The 14,560-nt window shown below is 71.7% G+C and carries 11 protein-coding genes and 1 pseudogene; 4 read left to right on the plus strand and 8 right to left on the minus strand.

The window, feature by feature from the left end:
* Positions 1-42 precede the first annotated feature (42 nt).
* Complete coding sequence (locus D7Y21_RS25300) at positions 43-1,437, minus strand: protease inhibitor I42 family protein (protein ID WP_120562877.1); 1,395 nt, start codon at positions 1,435-1,437, stop codon at positions 43-45.
* Positions 1,438-1,599: 162 nt separating this feature from the next.
* Between D7Y21_RS25300 and glp the strand changes: the two genes are divergently transcribed.
* From glp to D7Y21_RS25315, 3 genes are all read left to right on the plus strand, one after another.
* The gene (glp, locus tag D7Y21_RS25305; RefSeq protein WP_121716204.1) at positions 1,600-2,841 is read left to right on the plus strand and encodes a gephyrin-like molybdotransferase Glp; all 1,242 of its coding nucleotides are present in this window, start codon (positions 1,600-1,602) and stop codon (positions 2,839-2,841) included.
* Between the two features lie 122 nt (positions 2,842-2,963).
* Entirely contained in the window at positions 2,964-3,638 is a 675-nt protein-coding gene (ribA, locus tag D7Y21_RS25310; protein ID WP_120562875.1) for a GTP cyclohydrolase II, read from the plus strand.
* Positions 3,639-3,672: 34 nt separating this feature from the next.
* Positions 3,673-4,479 (plus strand): MBL fold metallo-hydrolase, encoded by an 807-nt coding sequence (locus D7Y21_RS25315; protein WP_120562874.1) that lies wholly within the window; start codon positions 3,673-3,675, stop codon positions 4,477-4,479.
* Between the two features lie 6 nt (positions 4,480-4,485).
* On the opposite strand, the gene lipB is transcribed toward D7Y21_RS25315, so the two are convergent.
* The 4 genes from lipB to lipA all read right to left on the minus strand — a co-directional run bounded on the left by lipB (position 4,486) and on the right by lipA (position 9,672).
* On the minus strand, positions 4,486-5,571 hold the full coding sequence (gene lipB / locus D7Y21_RS25320; protein WP_120562873.1) for a lipoyl(octanoyl) transferase LipB: 1,086 nt from the start codon (positions 5,569-5,571) through the stop codon (positions 4,486-4,488).
* Complete coding sequence (locus D7Y21_RS25325; RefSeq protein WP_121716206.1) at positions 5,568-7,328, minus strand: ClpX C4-type zinc finger protein; 1,761 nt, start codon at positions 7,326-7,328, stop codon at positions 5,568-5,570. The genes lipB and D7Y21_RS25325 overlap by 4 nt, the downstream gene beginning before the upstream one ends.
* 99 nt (positions 7,329-7,427) lie before the next feature.
* Positions 7,428-8,699 carry a dihydrolipoamide acetyltransferase family protein gene (locus tag D7Y21_RS25330; RefSeq protein WP_121716208.1) on the minus strand — a complete coding sequence of 424 codons (1,272 nt, stop codon included), beginning with the start codon at positions 8,697-8,699 and terminating at the stop codon, positions 7,428-7,430.
* Between the two features lie 43 nt (positions 8,700-8,742).
* Positions 8,743-9,672 carry a lipoyl synthase gene (gene lipA, locus D7Y21_RS25335; RefSeq protein ID WP_014396538.1) on the minus strand — a complete coding sequence of 310 codons (930 nt, stop codon included), beginning with the start codon at positions 9,670-9,672 and terminating at the stop codon, positions 8,743-8,745.
* Positions 9,673-9,812: 140 nt separating this feature from the next.
* Between lipA and D7Y21_RS25340 the strand changes: the two genes are divergently transcribed.
* On the plus strand, positions 9,813-10,616 hold the full coding sequence (locus D7Y21_RS25340) for a DUF72 domain-containing protein (protein WP_233591511.1): 804 nt from the start codon (positions 9,813-9,815) through the stop codon (positions 10,614-10,616).
* A 36-nt stretch (positions 10,617-10,652) separates the two neighbouring features.
* On the opposite strand, the gene D7Y21_RS25345 is transcribed toward D7Y21_RS25340, so the two are convergent.
* The 3 genes and pseudogenes from D7Y21_RS25345 to D7Y21_RS25355 all read right to left on the minus strand — a co-directional run.
* Positions 10,653-12,131 (minus strand): OmpA family protein, encoded by a 1,479-nt coding sequence (locus D7Y21_RS25345; RefSeq protein WP_158627350.1) that lies wholly within the window; start codon positions 12,129-12,131, stop codon positions 10,653-10,655.
* Between the two features lie 209 nt (positions 12,132-12,340).
* Positions 12,341-13,669: a SpoIID/LytB domain-containing protein gene (locus D7Y21_RS25350; RefSeq protein WP_121716212.1), complete on the minus strand. Its 1,329-nt coding sequence runs from the start codon at positions 13,667-13,669 to the stop codon at positions 12,341-12,343.
* A pseudogene (locus D7Y21_RS25355) lies at positions 13,666-14,560 on the minus strand (penicillin-binding protein 1C); the annotation flags it as partial. The pseudogene D7Y21_RS25355 and the gene D7Y21_RS25350, both read right to left, overlap by 4 nt.

Here is a 14,560-nt window from a genome sequence, read left to right on the forward strand (position 1 = left end):
GGCAGACCTTGCGGTCCAGGGAGGGCCCGTGCGCCCAAGCCGTCAGGGCTTGACGGTGACGTTGATCTTGAAGGAGCGCTCCACCACACCCGGCGTGAACGCCTTGGCGAGGAAGAACTCCATTTCGAAGTTGCCGGGGTTGCGCGGCGTGAAGAAGAACTCGCGGGTGGCCGGGCTGCCGTTGGGGCCCGGCTCGAAGTTGGCTTCGCGCAGACCCACGCGCTTGGCCAGCGTCGGCTCGATGGCCCAGGTGGCGCCGGGCTGCTCCTGCAGGCGCACCGTGAGGCCGTGGTTGAGCTTCACGTCCACGGACGTGGGCACCTCACCCTCGATGTGCACCAGCTCCATCTCGTCGCGCGACACCGAGCGCGCCTCGGACGGACGCGGCTCCACCGTCTCCGCGGTGATGCGGCCACCCCAGCCGGACGTCTTGTCCACCACGCCCGTCACCTGGAGCGTCTGCCCCACGTGCTTGCGCAGGCTCTTCACCGCAGCCTTGCCCTCGATGGCGAAGGACACCTGCTGGCGCGTGCCGCCGTTGGACACGACGAGCACGAAGTCTTCGCCCATCATCTCCAGGTTGCCCCGGATGCTGGCGAAGCCCTTGATGCCGGCGCCCATGCCCGCGGCGACGGCCATGGAGACCTCGCCGGGCGACAGGTAGCGCAGCTTCGGCTCCGAGTCCGAGGCAGGCGGCGCGACCTCTTCCACCTCCGGCTTCTTGGCGGAGTACTTGCGCACCTCCACCACGCCGCTGTGGTTGGTCGTCTTCTTGATGAGGCCGCTCACGGAGACCTTGTGGTCCACGTAGGCCGGCAGCACTTCCTGATCCGGTCCCTGCAACAGGAACGTCAGCTCGCGCTTGTCGCGGCCCACGACGACCAGGTGGGGCATCTCGCCGCTGAGGACGAGCCGGCCCTTGAGGCTGCCCTCGCCCATCACGCCGCGGCCCTCGCCGGCGGTGAGCAGCTGCTCCATCTCACGCTTCGTGAGCGGCTCGCCCACGGGCGGAAGCTTCGTCGCGCGCGGGCGCGGCTTCTCCACGGGAGGACCGGCGGGGACGAGCGACGGGGTCTTGCCCCCCGCCTTCCCGGCACCCTTCTTCCCGGCGGGCGCGGCCACGGGCGCGGTCTTCGCGGCGGGCGCGGCCTTGCCGGCCTTCGCGGGAGGCGCCGGAGGAGCGGCCTTGGCCGCCGCCTTCTTGGCGGCCGCGGGGGCCTTCTCCACCTTCTCCGCCACCGCCTTCTTCGCCGCCGCGACCTTTCCCTTCGCCCCTTCAGCCACCGCCTTGACGACCTTCGTCGCGGCCGTCGCCACCTTCTTCGAGGCGTTCCTGATCAGATCCAGGCGGGCCGCGTTGTCCTTCTTCGCGGCAGGCTTCGCACCGGCTTTTGCAGCGGGAGTAGGCTTCTTCGCCCCGGACTTGGGCTTGGCCATCGACGCTGTCTCCTTGGAAATTTCCCGTGTGCTATCAACGGGTTGGCGGGACGCCCCTGCTGTTGGACGCGAGCCTCGCGATCACGATTGCTTGTAACGATGATCAGCTGGGCTGTCAAACTAACACTTGATTTTCCCACGGACTTTGGGTGGGAAAACAGCATGAGTGACGCCCCCATATTGCTTCCGGTGGAGGAGGCCCGAGCGCGGATCCTCGGGCTGTGCACGCCGCTGGCCACCGAGTGGGTGCCCGGGGACGACGCCCTGGGCCGAGCGCTGGCCGAGGACGTCCTTGCCCGCCGCACCCTGCCCCCCTGGGACAACTCCGCCATGGACGGCTACGCGGTCCAGGCCCGGGACCTGGCGGGCCCCCTGCCCGTGCGCCTCGTGGTGGGCGAGACGGTGTTCGCCGGCAGACGCCCCACCCGGGAGGTCGTGCCCGGCACGTGCGCGCGGATCATGACCGGGGCGCCGCTGCCCCCGGGCGCGGACGCGGTGGTGATGCGCGAGCGCACCCGCCCCGTCCCCGCCGCTCCCCACGACGCGCCGGACGCCGTGGAGATCCTGGAGGCCGTGGGGCCGGGGAACTTCATCCGCCCCCGGGGCGAGGACGCGAAGGAAGGCGACATCCTGCTGCGGCGCGGCACGCCCCTGGGCATCCCGGAGCTGGGGCTCCTGTGGGCGCAGGGCCAGGGCACGGTGCCGGTCCCCCGCCGGCCGCGCGTGGCGGTGCTGTCCACCGGGGACGAGCTGTGCCGGGTGGACGAGCCCCCCGGCGACGGCATCGTGGACATCAACGCCCCCGCCCTGGCCCTGGCGGTGCGGCGCGCGGGCGGCGTGCCCACGCTCCTGGGCATCGCCCGGGACACGCGCCAGGCCGTCCAGGAGGCCCTGGCACGCACCGAGGGCTTCGACGTGGTGCTTACCAGCGCCGGCGTCTCCGTGGGCGACCATGACTTCGTGAAGGACGCCCTGGAGGCCCTGGGCGTGGAGCAGCGCTTCTGGCGCGTGGCCATCAAGCCCGGCAAGCCGCTGGTGGTGGGCCAGCGGGGCTCCACCCTCTTCATGGGCCTGCCCGGCAACCCCACGTCGTCCCTGGTGACCTTCGAACTCTTCGTGCGCCCCGCCCTGCGCCGGCTCCTGGGGCACGCGGACGTGGAGCCCCCCCGCGTCGCCGGCCGCCTGGAGGGGCAGCTCTCCAAGGCCCCGGGGCTTGCCCACTATGTGCGCGTCACGGCCACCTGGCGAGCGGGCGAGCTGTGGGCGAAGCCCCTGGGGACTCAGAGCTCCGGTGCCCTGCGTTCAGCTGCGGCAGCCACACATCTGCTTCACTTCCCCCGAGAAATCAGCAGCTTGACTGATGGCTCCCATGTGGAGCTGCTCCCTCTCTCGTGGGTCGCTTGAGCAACGAAGTCCACGTCCGCCGCATCCAAACAGGCGGGTTTCACCACACCCATCGGGGTGTCACCTTGACTTGCATCCGGGGGGGCGAGAAGTAACGGCCCCTCTCTGGGAGACGACCTACCATGTCCGACACGCGCTCACCCCAGGTCCTGCCGACCCGAAAGCCGACCCAGCACCTGGAGCGGTACTCGGAGGCGGATGTGCCCACGGCCCGCGGAGTGCTGAAGACCATCGTCTTCCGCGACAAGCGGAACGGGCGCGAGCACGTGGCGCTGGTGGTGGGCGAGCCCCAGGGGATGGAGGGGGTGCCGGTGCGCATCCACTCCGAGTGCCTCACGAGCGAGGTCTTCGGCAGCCTCAAATGCGACTGCCGCGAGCAGCTGGACCGGGCGCTCGACTTCGTGTCCCAGAACGGGCTGGGCGTGGTGCTCTACCTGCGCCAGGAGGGCCGGGGCATCGGCCTGGGCAACAAGATCAAGGCCTACGCCCTGCAGTCCAAGGGGCTGGACACCTACGAGGCCAACCGCCAGCTGGGCTTCGCGGATGACTTGCGCTCGTACGACATCGCTGCGGAAATGCTGCGGTCGTTGGATGTGCGGTCGGTGGACCTGATCACCAACAATCCGCTGAAGATCGCCGGGCTGGTGGAGGAAGGCGTGGCGGTTCGGCGCCGAATCCCTTCCCGGACCGAGCACAATCCGCATAACCTCGACTATTTGAGGACGAAGCGCGAGCGTACGGGGCACCTGATTGAGCTCTTCGCGGAGGACGACGACACGGAAGCCAAGGCCGGCTGAGCGCCCGGCCCGGCGGAGCACCGCGCGCTTCGAGGTGCGCTTCTGGGGGGTGCGCGGTTCCATCCCCGCGCCAGGCCCGGCGACGAAGCGCTACGGCGGCAACACGCCGTGCGTGGAGGTCCGCTGCGGCGACGAGCTGCTCATCTTCGACCTGGGCTCTGGAGCGCGAGGCCTGGGGGATGCGCTGGTGGCGACGCGCAAGCCCATCAAGGCGTCCATCTTCATCTCGCACTACCACTACGACCACCTGCAGGGCCTGCCGTTCTTCTCGCCGATGTTCTCTCCGGCGAACGACGTGACGCTGTACGGCTCACCTCGGGACGGCAAGTCGCTCAAGCAGATCCTGGCCGGGCAGATGGTGCCCCCCTACTTCCCGGTAACGGCGGAGGACGTGTTCCGCACGCGCCTGGCGTACCGGGACGTGGTGGTGGGCGAGGACATCCCGGTGGGCAAGGCCATTGTTCGCACGCTGGAGCTGAACCACCCGGGCGGCAACGTGGGCTACCGGGTGGACTTCGGCGGGCGCTCGCTGGTGTACGCGACGGACGTGGAGCACGGCACCGCGCTGGACGCGAAGCTGTTCGACTTCGCGCGGGGCGCGGACGCGCTCATCTACGACTCCATGTACACGGAGGACGAGTACCGGGTCCGCACGGGCTGGGGCCACTCCACCTGGGAGGCGGCGGTGCGCGCGGCGGACGCCAGCGAGGTGAAGCAGCTGGTGCTCTTCCACCACGACCCGGGCCGCGACGACGCGAGCATGGACAAGCTGCTGCGCGAGGTGCGCAAGCACCGCAAGGACGCCATCGCCGCCAAGGAGGCGATGGTCATCCAGCTGTAGGGGCTGTCACGGCCTGGGCGCGCTGAGCGCCCGGGTCACCGTCTCGCGCAGGCCCCGGAAGGGCAGCCGCGCGAGCGCCGTGGGCACGTCCACCCACTCGAAGGCGTCGTGCTCCGGGCCCAGGCGCACCTGGGTGTCCGGCGCGGCGTGCACCGCGAAGCCGTGCTCCTCCACCAGCTTCGGAGGCAGCGCATCCCCCAGCGCGAACGCGTGGCGGTAGGCCAGGTCCACCACGGGGAGCTGAAGGCCCGTCTCCTCCGCCACCTCGCGGCGGGCGGCCTCCACGGGGGACTCGCCCGGCTCCAGGCGCCCCGTCACCGTCTGCCAGAAGCCACCGCGCTCCGGCGTCCGGCGCAGCAGCAGCACGCGCGCTTCCGGCCCCCGGCCGTGCATCACGGCGACGCTCACCGTGCGCAGGTCCACCGTGCCGTCCACGCGCTGGGCATCGAAGACCTGGGTGAACTCGCGCGCGAGCACCTCCTCCACGTCCGGGACGGACACGGGGTGGCCCAGCTCGCGCTGCATGGACGTGACGCCCGCCTCGCGGATGCCGCACGGGACGATGAGCTGGAAGTGCTCCAGGTTCGTGTTCACGTTGAGCGCGAAGCCGTGCGTGGTGAGCCAGCGCGACAGGTGCACGCCAATGGCGCCAATCTTCCGCGCGTCCGGTGAGCCCTCCTGCCCCAGCCACACCCCCGGCCACTTGGGGATGGCGCCAGCGGTGAGGCCAAAGGCCGCGAGCGTCTGGGTGAGGCCGCGCTCCACGTCTCGCACGTAGCGGCGCACGTCGCGGCGCTCCGGCGGCAGGAGGAGGATGGGGTAGCCCACCACCTGTCCGGGGCCGTGGTAGGTGACGTCGCCGCCGCGGTTGGTGTCGAACACCTCCACGCCCTCTTCCGAGAGGCGCGCGTCCGTGGCGGTGATGTTCTCGCGCTTCGCGGCGCGGCCCAGCGTGAGGACGGGCGGGTGCTCCAGCAGCAGCAGCGCGTCCCCGATGAGTTCCTGCAGGCGGGCCTCGCCGAACAGGTGCATCAGCTTCAGTCCGTCCTCGTACTCCACCCGGCCCAGGCGGAAGACGGTGAGCGTGTTCATGGTGATCCCTTTCGCCCCCCTCGTGGGTTGTGGGATGGCGCGGCGGGCGTCTGGGCCGCTTCCAGGCTCCAGCTGCCCGCGTAGACGCGCGACAGCAGCGCCTGGAGCTCATGCCCCGCGCGTGGGGAGCGGACCGCTTCGGCGGCGAACGCCCCCAGGACTTCTTCGGACAACGTCACTGCCGGCTGGCGCAGGGCCAGGGTGCGGCGGGCCACTTCGACCAGCTCCGGCACCGTGGGGCGGCGCACCGGGAGCAGCACCTGCACGCGCTCCAGGAGCGACACCGGCACGGTGCCCTGCACGGCTTCGATCATGCCCGCGGTAGTGGGGACGGGCAGGCTGCCACCCTCCCCTCGCACCCACAGGCCCAGCGACGACACGGCGCCGCGAGCGCTCATCACCACCGCGCGCGCCGGGCGGTTGGCCAGGAACGCGGTCAGCGCGGCCTGGGCCCGGGGCTCCAGGCGGTCCACGTCCTCCACGAGGAGCGTCTCCGTGCCCGGCGTGGACTCCAGCGTGTCCACGGACGCGAGCACGCCCTGGCCGCGCCGCTGGAGCGACTGGAAGAAGAGGCTCTTGCCGCAGCCCTCCGGGCCCACGAGCAGCAGGCACCGAGCGCCCGCCTGGACCGTGCGCTCCAGCAGGGTCTTCACCTCGTCGTGGCCCACCATCTCCACGACCCCAGCGCGCGGCTCCTCCACCACGGGCTTGCGCACGGGGGATGGAGCGGCGACGTCGCCCAGCAGGCCCTGGGATTCGCCCAGGCAGCCCTTGCAGATGAACGCGCCCGCCGGGCCCGCCACCAGGTCACCCACCTCGCCTCGGGGCCGGCAGCAGAACGAGCACCATGCGTCCAGGGCCGGATCCGCGCGGGTGGGGCCCCGCTCGATGATGCGCTTCTCGCGCCGGCGGCCTCGCGCGGGCTCAGCGTGCACGGGCGAGGTGTCCTCGTCCGGCGGCCGCAGGAGTCCTCCGGGAGCGACGGTGTCGTCGGCGCCCGAGGCGCGAAGCAGGCCGGTCGCGGGGTCGAGCTCGTCCTCTTCCGGAGGCAGGAGCAGTCCGCCCGGGACGACGACATCGTCGTCAGAGGCATCGCGCTGGCTACTCGGGCCGACGGCATGCATGCGCCCGGACAGGGGCCGTGGCGCAACCGATGCGACTCCCTCCTCTGACGGCCGCGAAGCATCGCGATCCTCAGCCGAACGCGGCCCCCCGCCAGAAGCGGTGGCCTCCGGGTCTTCGAGCGAAGCTCGCGGGCCACCTGCATCGATAGCGGCAGTTCCCTCGGGCTCGGTGGGCGTGCTCGTGGCGCGGGTCGCGGAGGCGGTCCCGTCAGGCGGGGTGATGGCCTCGGCCGGGGACGGCGCACCGATGGCGGCGATCCTTCCGGCGAGCCTGGGCAGGCCGGGCTCGGTGGGCAGCGCCGAGCCGCCGGTCACGGTGGGGTCCTCCAGCGTGTGCGCCACGGCGTCCGCCTTGTCGTTGAACGCGTCGGAGACGGCGTCGCCCCAGCTCACCGCGCGGTAGGCCACCGCGTCCTTGTTGCCCGTCATCGCCGCGGTGAAGGCCGGGCTGACGTCCGGGTCCCGGGCCTTCAACTGGCGCGCCTGCCGCAACAGCTGCGAGGCGCGCGAGGTGTGCCCGGACTTCTGGAACAGCGCGGCGGCCTGCTCCAGGCACTCCGCCGCTCGCGCACGGTCTCCCTGGAGCTCGGCGGTCTGCGCGGCGCGGATCAACTCACGGGGATTGTCGGCCATCGCGGCTGCCCGCCTTCAACGTTGCTGTTCCGGAGGTCCCCCGCGTCCCGGCCGCCCCCCGGAGCAGGAGCGGTCGGGAGTGCCCCACGACGCGTGTCCTCACGCCATCGCGAGGAACAGCAGGTCCGGCGCTTCCAGGTACTTGATGATCTCGTACACGAAGCTCGCCGCGACATCGCCGTCGATGACGCGGTGGTCGCAGGACAGCGACAGGTTCATCATGTCCCGGACCACGACCTGGTCGTTCTTCACCGCCGGGCGCTTCTTCAGCTTGTGAACGCCCAGGATGCCCACCTCCGGGTGGTTCAGGATGGGCGTGGCGAACAGGCCGCCGCTCTGCCCCAGCGACGTAATCGTGAAGGTGCCGCCCGTCAGCTCCTCCATCTTCAGCTTGCGGTCGCGCGCCGCGACGCTCAGGCGGGTGATCTCCTTCGCCAGCTCGCCCAGCGTGAGCTGGTCCGCGTTGCGCACCACCGCCACCGTGAGGCCGTCCGGCGTGGCCACCGCGATGCCGATGTTGTACTCGCCGCGCACCACCAGCTCCTGCGTCGCCTCGTCGAAGTTCGCGTTGAGGTGCGGGAACTTCTTCATCGCGGCGATGGTCGCCTTCACGATGAACGGCAGGTAGGTCAGCTTCGTGCCGTCGCCGGCCGCCGCCAGCTGGCTGTTGAGCCGCGTGCGCAGCGCGACCAGGTCCGTGGCGTCCACCTCCTCCACGAACGCGAAGTGCGGCATCGTGAACTTCGAGCGCACCATCTTCTCGGCGATCTTCTTGCGCAGCCCGCGCAGCGCGATGCGCTCGTCGCCCTTGCCCGCGGACAGCGGCGCCGCCGGACGCGCGGCCTGGGGCGCGGGGGCCGCGACCTCGTTCTTCTTCGGCGCGCCGGTACCCCCCTCCAGCGCCGCCACCACGTCCGCCTTCGTCACGCGGCCCTGCGGACCGGAGCCGGAGATCTCCGCCAGGTCCAGGCCGTGCTCGCGCGCCATGCGGCGCGTGACGGGCGTGGCCAGCACCTTCGTGGCGGACGCCGGGGCCGCGGGCGCCGCCGCCTGCGCGGGGCTCGAAGCCGGAGCGCCGTGGGACGCCGGAGCGCCGTGGGGCGCGGGAGCCTGCGCCGCGGGAGCGCCGCCCTCCATCTCCAGCGTCACCAGCAGCTGGTGCACCTTCGCCATGTCGCCCTCACGGCCGTGCGTCTTCACGACGCGGCCGGCGTGGGGGGTGGGCACGGTGACGGTGGCCTTGTCCGTCATCACCTCGGCGAGCACCTGGTCTTCCTTCACCAGGTCGCCCTCCTTGACGTGCCACTTCACGAGCTCGCCCTCCGTCACGCCTTCGCCGAGGTCCGGGAGCTTGAATTCGAAAGTCGCCATGAGGGGGTGTGTCTCTCTCTGGTTGGGGAAGGGGTGCGTCCGGTCAGCCGAGTCGCTCGACGCGCTCGCGCTCCATCAGGCCCTTCATGAAGAACTCGGCGGCGCGGTAGCTGGAGCGAACCAGCGGCCCGGACGCCACGTAGAGGAATCCGAAGGACTCCGCCAGCGCCTTGTAGGCTTCGAACTGCGCGGGCGTCACGAAGCGCTCCACGCGCAGGTGGTACTGCGACGGCTGCAGGTACTGGCCCAGCGTGAGCACGTCCACGCCCACGTCGCGCAAATCCTTGAACGTGCGCTCCAGCTCCTCGTCCGTCTCGCCCAGGCCCACCATGACGGACGTCTTGGTGTAGACCTTCTCCGGGCGGTTTTTCAGGTACTCCAGCACGCGCAGGGACTGGCGGTACGTCGCGCGGCGGTCGCGCACCGTGGGCGTCAGCCGCTCCACCGTCTCCACGTTGTGCGCCACCACGTGCGGCTTCGCCTGCGCCACCGTGGCCAGGTCCTCTTCCTTCCCCTTGAAGTCGGGGATGAGCACCTCCACGAGCGTGCGCGGGCTCTCCTTGCGCAGCTCCCGGATGGCGGACGCGAAGTGGCCGGCGCCTCCGTCCGGACGGTCGTCGCGGTTCACCGACGTGACGACGATGTACTCCAGGTTCATCTCCCGCACCGCCTGCGCCAGATGGATGGGCTCCATCGGGTCCAGCGGCGGGGGCGCCCCCACCTTCACGTGGCAGAAGCGGCACGCGCGCGTGCACACCTCGCCCATCAGCATCACCGTGGCGGTGCCACCGCCCCAGCACTCGGCGATGTTCGGGCAGCGGGCCTCCTCGCACACCGTGGACAGCCCCACCCGCTTCACGATGGCCTTCACCCGCTCATAGCCCTCGCCATGCGGCAGGCGCACCTTCAACCACTCGGGTTTACGGGTGCTTTCAGAGACCTGTGGGAGGGGAAACCGGTCGGGAGTCGCCATGGGTCGCGGGCCTTCTAGAGGGTGGGTGAAAGCAGGGTCAAGCGTGAAGCCCTAACGCCTCGCGTTAGCGCAGGCCAACCCCGAGGACAACTTCCGGGAGGTGTAACGCGGTGGACAGGGCGCGGCCACGCGCGGGGGGCATGGCCATCCTCCAGCGCATGGCGGCCATCCACCTGGGAACGAGCGGCTACGTCTACAAGCACTGGAAGGGGCTCTTCTATCCGGACGGGCTGCCGGTCCGCCGCTGGCTCCCCTACTACGCGCGCGTGTTCTCCACCGTGGAGCTCAACGCCACGTTCTACCGCCTGCCCACGGAGGCGGCCGTGGACGGCTGGCGCGAGCAGGTGCCGCGCGGATTTCGCTTCGCGTGCAAGGGCAGCCGCTTCCTCACGCACCTGAAGCGCCTCCAGGAGGTGGGCGAGGGCGTGGAGCTCTTCCACTCGCGGGTGCTGCGGCTGGGCAGCCGGCTGGGGCCCCTCCTGTGGCAATTGCCGCCGACCATGACGAAGCCGGACCCCGAGCGGCTGGAGCGCTTCCTCGCCCACCTGCCGGGCGGCGTGCGGCACGTCTTCGAGTTCCGGAACGCGGCCTGGTACCACCCGGAGGTGCTCGCGTTGCTGGACGCGTATGGCGCGGCGGTGTGCGAGCACGACCTCGTGGACGTGCCCGTGCCCCGCCCCACCGGTGGCTTCCGCTACCTGCGCTTCCACGGCGCGCAAGGGCGCTACGAGGGCCGCTATGGACGCCGCGCGCTCCGGCGGGTGGCGGACGATGTGAGCGCCTGGCGCGACGCGGGCCGGACGGCGTGGGTGTTCTTCAACAACGACCTGAAGGGCCACGCGCTGCTGGACGCGTTCGACCTGGCGGACCTGCTGGGTGAACCGCTGCACCGGCCGGAGCCGTCCGCCGTGCCCCAAGACAGCGGCGCCCGGCCCTCCCCGTGAGGACCGGACGCCGCCGGGACCGCGTGCCCGGGGGGATTACTGACCGAGCACCTGCACCTCGATGCGGCGGTTCTGCACGCGGCCCTCAGCAGTGTCGTTGGAGGCGATGGGATTCGCGTCACCCTCGCCGCTGACCTCGATGCGGTCCTGCGGGATGCCTCGGCGCACGAGCGCCCGGCGCACGCTCTCCGCGCGGCTCTCCGACAGCTGACGGTTGGCGTTCGCGTCGCCACTGGAGTCGGTGAAGCCGTTGATGCGCACGCGCGCGTCGGACTTCTCCTGCATCACGTCACCCAGCTCGCCCACCATGCGCTGGCTGCTCTTGGTGAGCTGCGACGAGCCTGTCTTGAACTCCACGCCCTCCAGCACGAAGCCCTGCTGCGCGCTCGGGCCGCTGAAGGCCTCACGCAGGCTGTTGGGGTCGCTCGCGCGCATCTTCTCCTGGCCCGAACCGCCGGTGCCCGCGGGCTGCTTCTCCACGTCGCCGGAGCCACCCGTGCCCGCGTCGGTCGCCATGTTGGCGCTCTCGCTCGGCTGTTTGCCAGAGCCGCCCGTGCCCTCGTGCCCCACCGTGCCGGCGCCACCCGTCGCGGGCGGGCTCGGCTGCGTGGCCCGCGGCTGGGTCGCGGGAGGCGTCGCGGGCGGGGGTGTCGTGGGCCGCGCGGGCTGGGGGGTCTGCGCGACGCGCTCCTGCGCGGGAGGCGGTGTGGTGTGGCTCACCTGCGGAGCCCGGGCGGACTCGTGCCTGCGTCCTCGCAGGGCGCCCCACGCGAGCACGACCAGGGCGAGCAGGGCCAGCGGAATGGCCCAGCCGGCGATGCTCTTCTTGCGCTCCGGCGGGCGGTTGTAGGTCGTTCGAGGCGTCGTCTCGCGCACGGTGTGGGCCTCGCGCACGGGCCCCGTCTCACGAACCTGCGACACGGTCTCGCGGTGGGGTTCGATGACCTCCGCGACCGCGTGGCGCGCACCGCCGAAGCCCAGGATGCCGCCCAGGCCCGCGGGCAGCGCGGCGGCGATGTTGTTGCGCTGGCCGTTGAGCAGCTGCATCAGCCCGGAAGAACCCATGCGTTGGTCACGCACCTGCTTGCCCAGGACGCCCATCAGCATGGGGGCGGCCAGGGACAACAGCCGCGTCGCCGAGCCGGCATTGCGCATCCCGCCGAAGCGCGTGAGCCCTTCGGTGACGCCGCCCAGCTTGTTGCCGAAGATGCCGCTCAGCATCCCCTTCCCGCTCTCCTCCTCGTCGAGGAGCCCCTCGCCGACACCGCCGACTCCGCCGGCGCGTGGGGGCGCGTCCGGCCCGGTGTAGCCGCCCTCGTTGAGCTTCGTCAGCAGGCGGTGGGCACCGGCCTCGTTTCCGCCCTGGTCCACGACGCCCGCGGCCACGGAGGCGATGGCGCCCGGCAGCGCCTTGGTGGTGGCCTGCGGATCCTCGCCCAGCGAAGCGCTGATCTTCTGGAGCAATCCCTTCTGCATGAACTGTGAGCCGACTGCTTCGATCAGATTGAACGCCATGTGATGCCTCCCGGTTGGGTTCCGCACCGGGATGGCCGGTGCGCGAAGCCACCTCCCCACCGGACCGCGCGGGGCTGAGGGCTCTGGTGCAATCGATACGGAGCACGGCGGTTGCTGATAAGCCTTGGCGGAGAGGCCGGAGGAGAGCCCCCGGAGGGCCGTCACCTTCGCGGACGACTGCGAACTGGAGGCCATGACGGCCCTCGCGTTCACTTGTCCCGAGGCTGCTCCAGGAGGGCGCGCGGGAAGTAGTGCGCGAGCAACTGCTCCGCGGTCCAGCCCTGCCGTGCGAGCAGGGCCGCGCCAGCCTGACAGAGGCCGACGCCATGGCCGTGGCCCTGTCCTTCGAGGAGTGCCTGGTCACCACCAAGCGTCATCGAGAACCGCGCGCTGCGGATCCGATCCCAACCGGCACGCGCTCCGAGCGCGCGGAAGAACGCGTCACCGCGGCCCTCGCGTCCCGAAGCGCGGTCCACCACGCGCACCACCGCGCCGCTGGAGTCCCGCTCCAGCAGCAGATCCTCCGCCTGAGCGGGGCCGCCGACCGCGACCGACGCGGCGGCCGACACCAGCGCGCGAGGCACGACGGCGCGCCACGGCGACGCGGGACAGCGGTCAGGCACGGCGGCGGCGCCCGTGAGGTCCGGGGCACCGAACACGGCCACGGGCTCGGCGGTATGTCCGCCGCAGCTTGCGTGGAATGGAGCGAGGGCCACGGCGCCGCTGTGAAGGCGCAGCACGACGCCTTCCGTGGAGCGGGCGGCATCGCGGGCGCGGCGCAGGTGGCGGGCAAAGCCCTCACCGCGAAGGACCTGGCAGTGAGTGAGGTCGCAGGCCCGGGCCTCGTCGTGCCGTTTGCCGGAAGCGAGCACGTAGCTGCGCGCGGTGATGGCCTGTGCGCGGAGCGCCTCGAAAGGGGCGTCGACCTCGGTCTCGCTCGCGGTAACGGCGGCGACGTAGGTCTCCAGCGCGAAGGTGGCGACGACGATCAGCTCACCGTCCTGGGCCTCCAGCGAAAGCGCGGCCTCATAGCGCCGGTCCAGGCCACGGCCCCGGACATGCCAGCGGCCAGCGTCGAGCCGCAGGGCATGAGGCTGGGGGCGGCCATCGACCACGAGCGTGTTCCCCGACGCAACGACCTCCAGCGAGCGCGGACCGTCCAGCCGCAGGCGCGCGGGCCGGTGCTTGGAGAGGATGCGAACGTCGACCTGCGTACCGGCCACGGGCTTACGCGCACGGGCCGCGGGCGCGGAGGACGCACTCGCGGCGGCTGGCGAGCTGGCTGCTGTCGACGACCGCGTAGGCCGTGAAGTGGTGCTGACGTGCGTATCGGCCAGGGGCTGATGCGCGCGAGAAGCAGGCGCGGAGGATTCGCTCGCATCGGCCAACGCGCGGCCCGCGAGCGACGCCCGCGCGGGCTGTGGCGTGGAACGGACATGCGTATCAGCCGCCGGAGACAACGCGCCCGTGCTCTCGACGTCAGGCGCCGTGCCCGCCACCAGCGCGGCGATGAGCACGGCCACTCCCGCCGCGTTCATCGGACCCGGAACCGCGTCACCGCCAGCGGCTCGGAGCCACCGGGCGCCCAGAGCTCCAACCGGCGCTCTCCCGCCACCGCTGGCAGCCGTGTCACGAAGGGCGGACGCAGTTCGATGCGGCGGCCGTCGTCCGTGCGCAGCTCCAGCAGCTTCGCCCCCTGTGGCGCCATCACCCGCACGGGCACGGCCTGCGCGCTTTCGGGCAGCTCGGGCTCCACCAGGAACTCATCCCCGTTCGCCGGCAGGATGAAGCCGGGCTGCATGCCCGGACCGCCCTCGGCACTCACCGACGTGGAGGCCAGTCCTTCCGCTTGTGCCCACGCGAGATACGCCGGGCCCACGTCCAGCGAGCCGTCGCCCCGGTGCATGGTGCACGTGTGGCGCGGCGCCGTGCCCGGCAGGTAGACCTCCTTCATCGCTCCGGGACAGTTCGGGCCCGCGCGCTCGCCGGACAGCGGGCAGATCTCCGCGGACTCGAAGTGGTTCCGGTCCACCAGCGGCGCGGCACGCAGGCCCCTCATCGCCAGCGCCATCACCCGCGCGAACACCGGGCCCGCGCCCGTGATGCCGGACACCCCGCGCATCGGCGTGCCGTCGAAGTTGCCCACCCAGACCGCCACCGTGCGCTCGCGCGTGAAGCCCGCCGCCCAGTTGTCCACGTGCGCCCGGCTCGTCCCCGTCTTCGCCGCCACGCGGAACGGCAGCCGCAACGCATTGTCCAGGCCGAAGGCCGGTGCCCGCGCGGCCTCGTCCGCCAGCACGTCCGTGAGCAGCTCCACCGGCCGCGCCGCCAGGAAGCGGTGCTCCTCCAACTCCTGCGGAATCCTCAGCGGCCTGCCATCCGGCCCGAACGCCGCGCGCACCTCCCTCAACGGCCCCACCACCCCACCC

It is taken from the genome of Corallococcus sp. AB045 (assembly GCF_003668895.1).
Lineage (GTDB): Bacteria > Myxococcota > Myxococcia > Myxococcales > Myxococcaceae > Corallococcus > Corallococcus coralloides.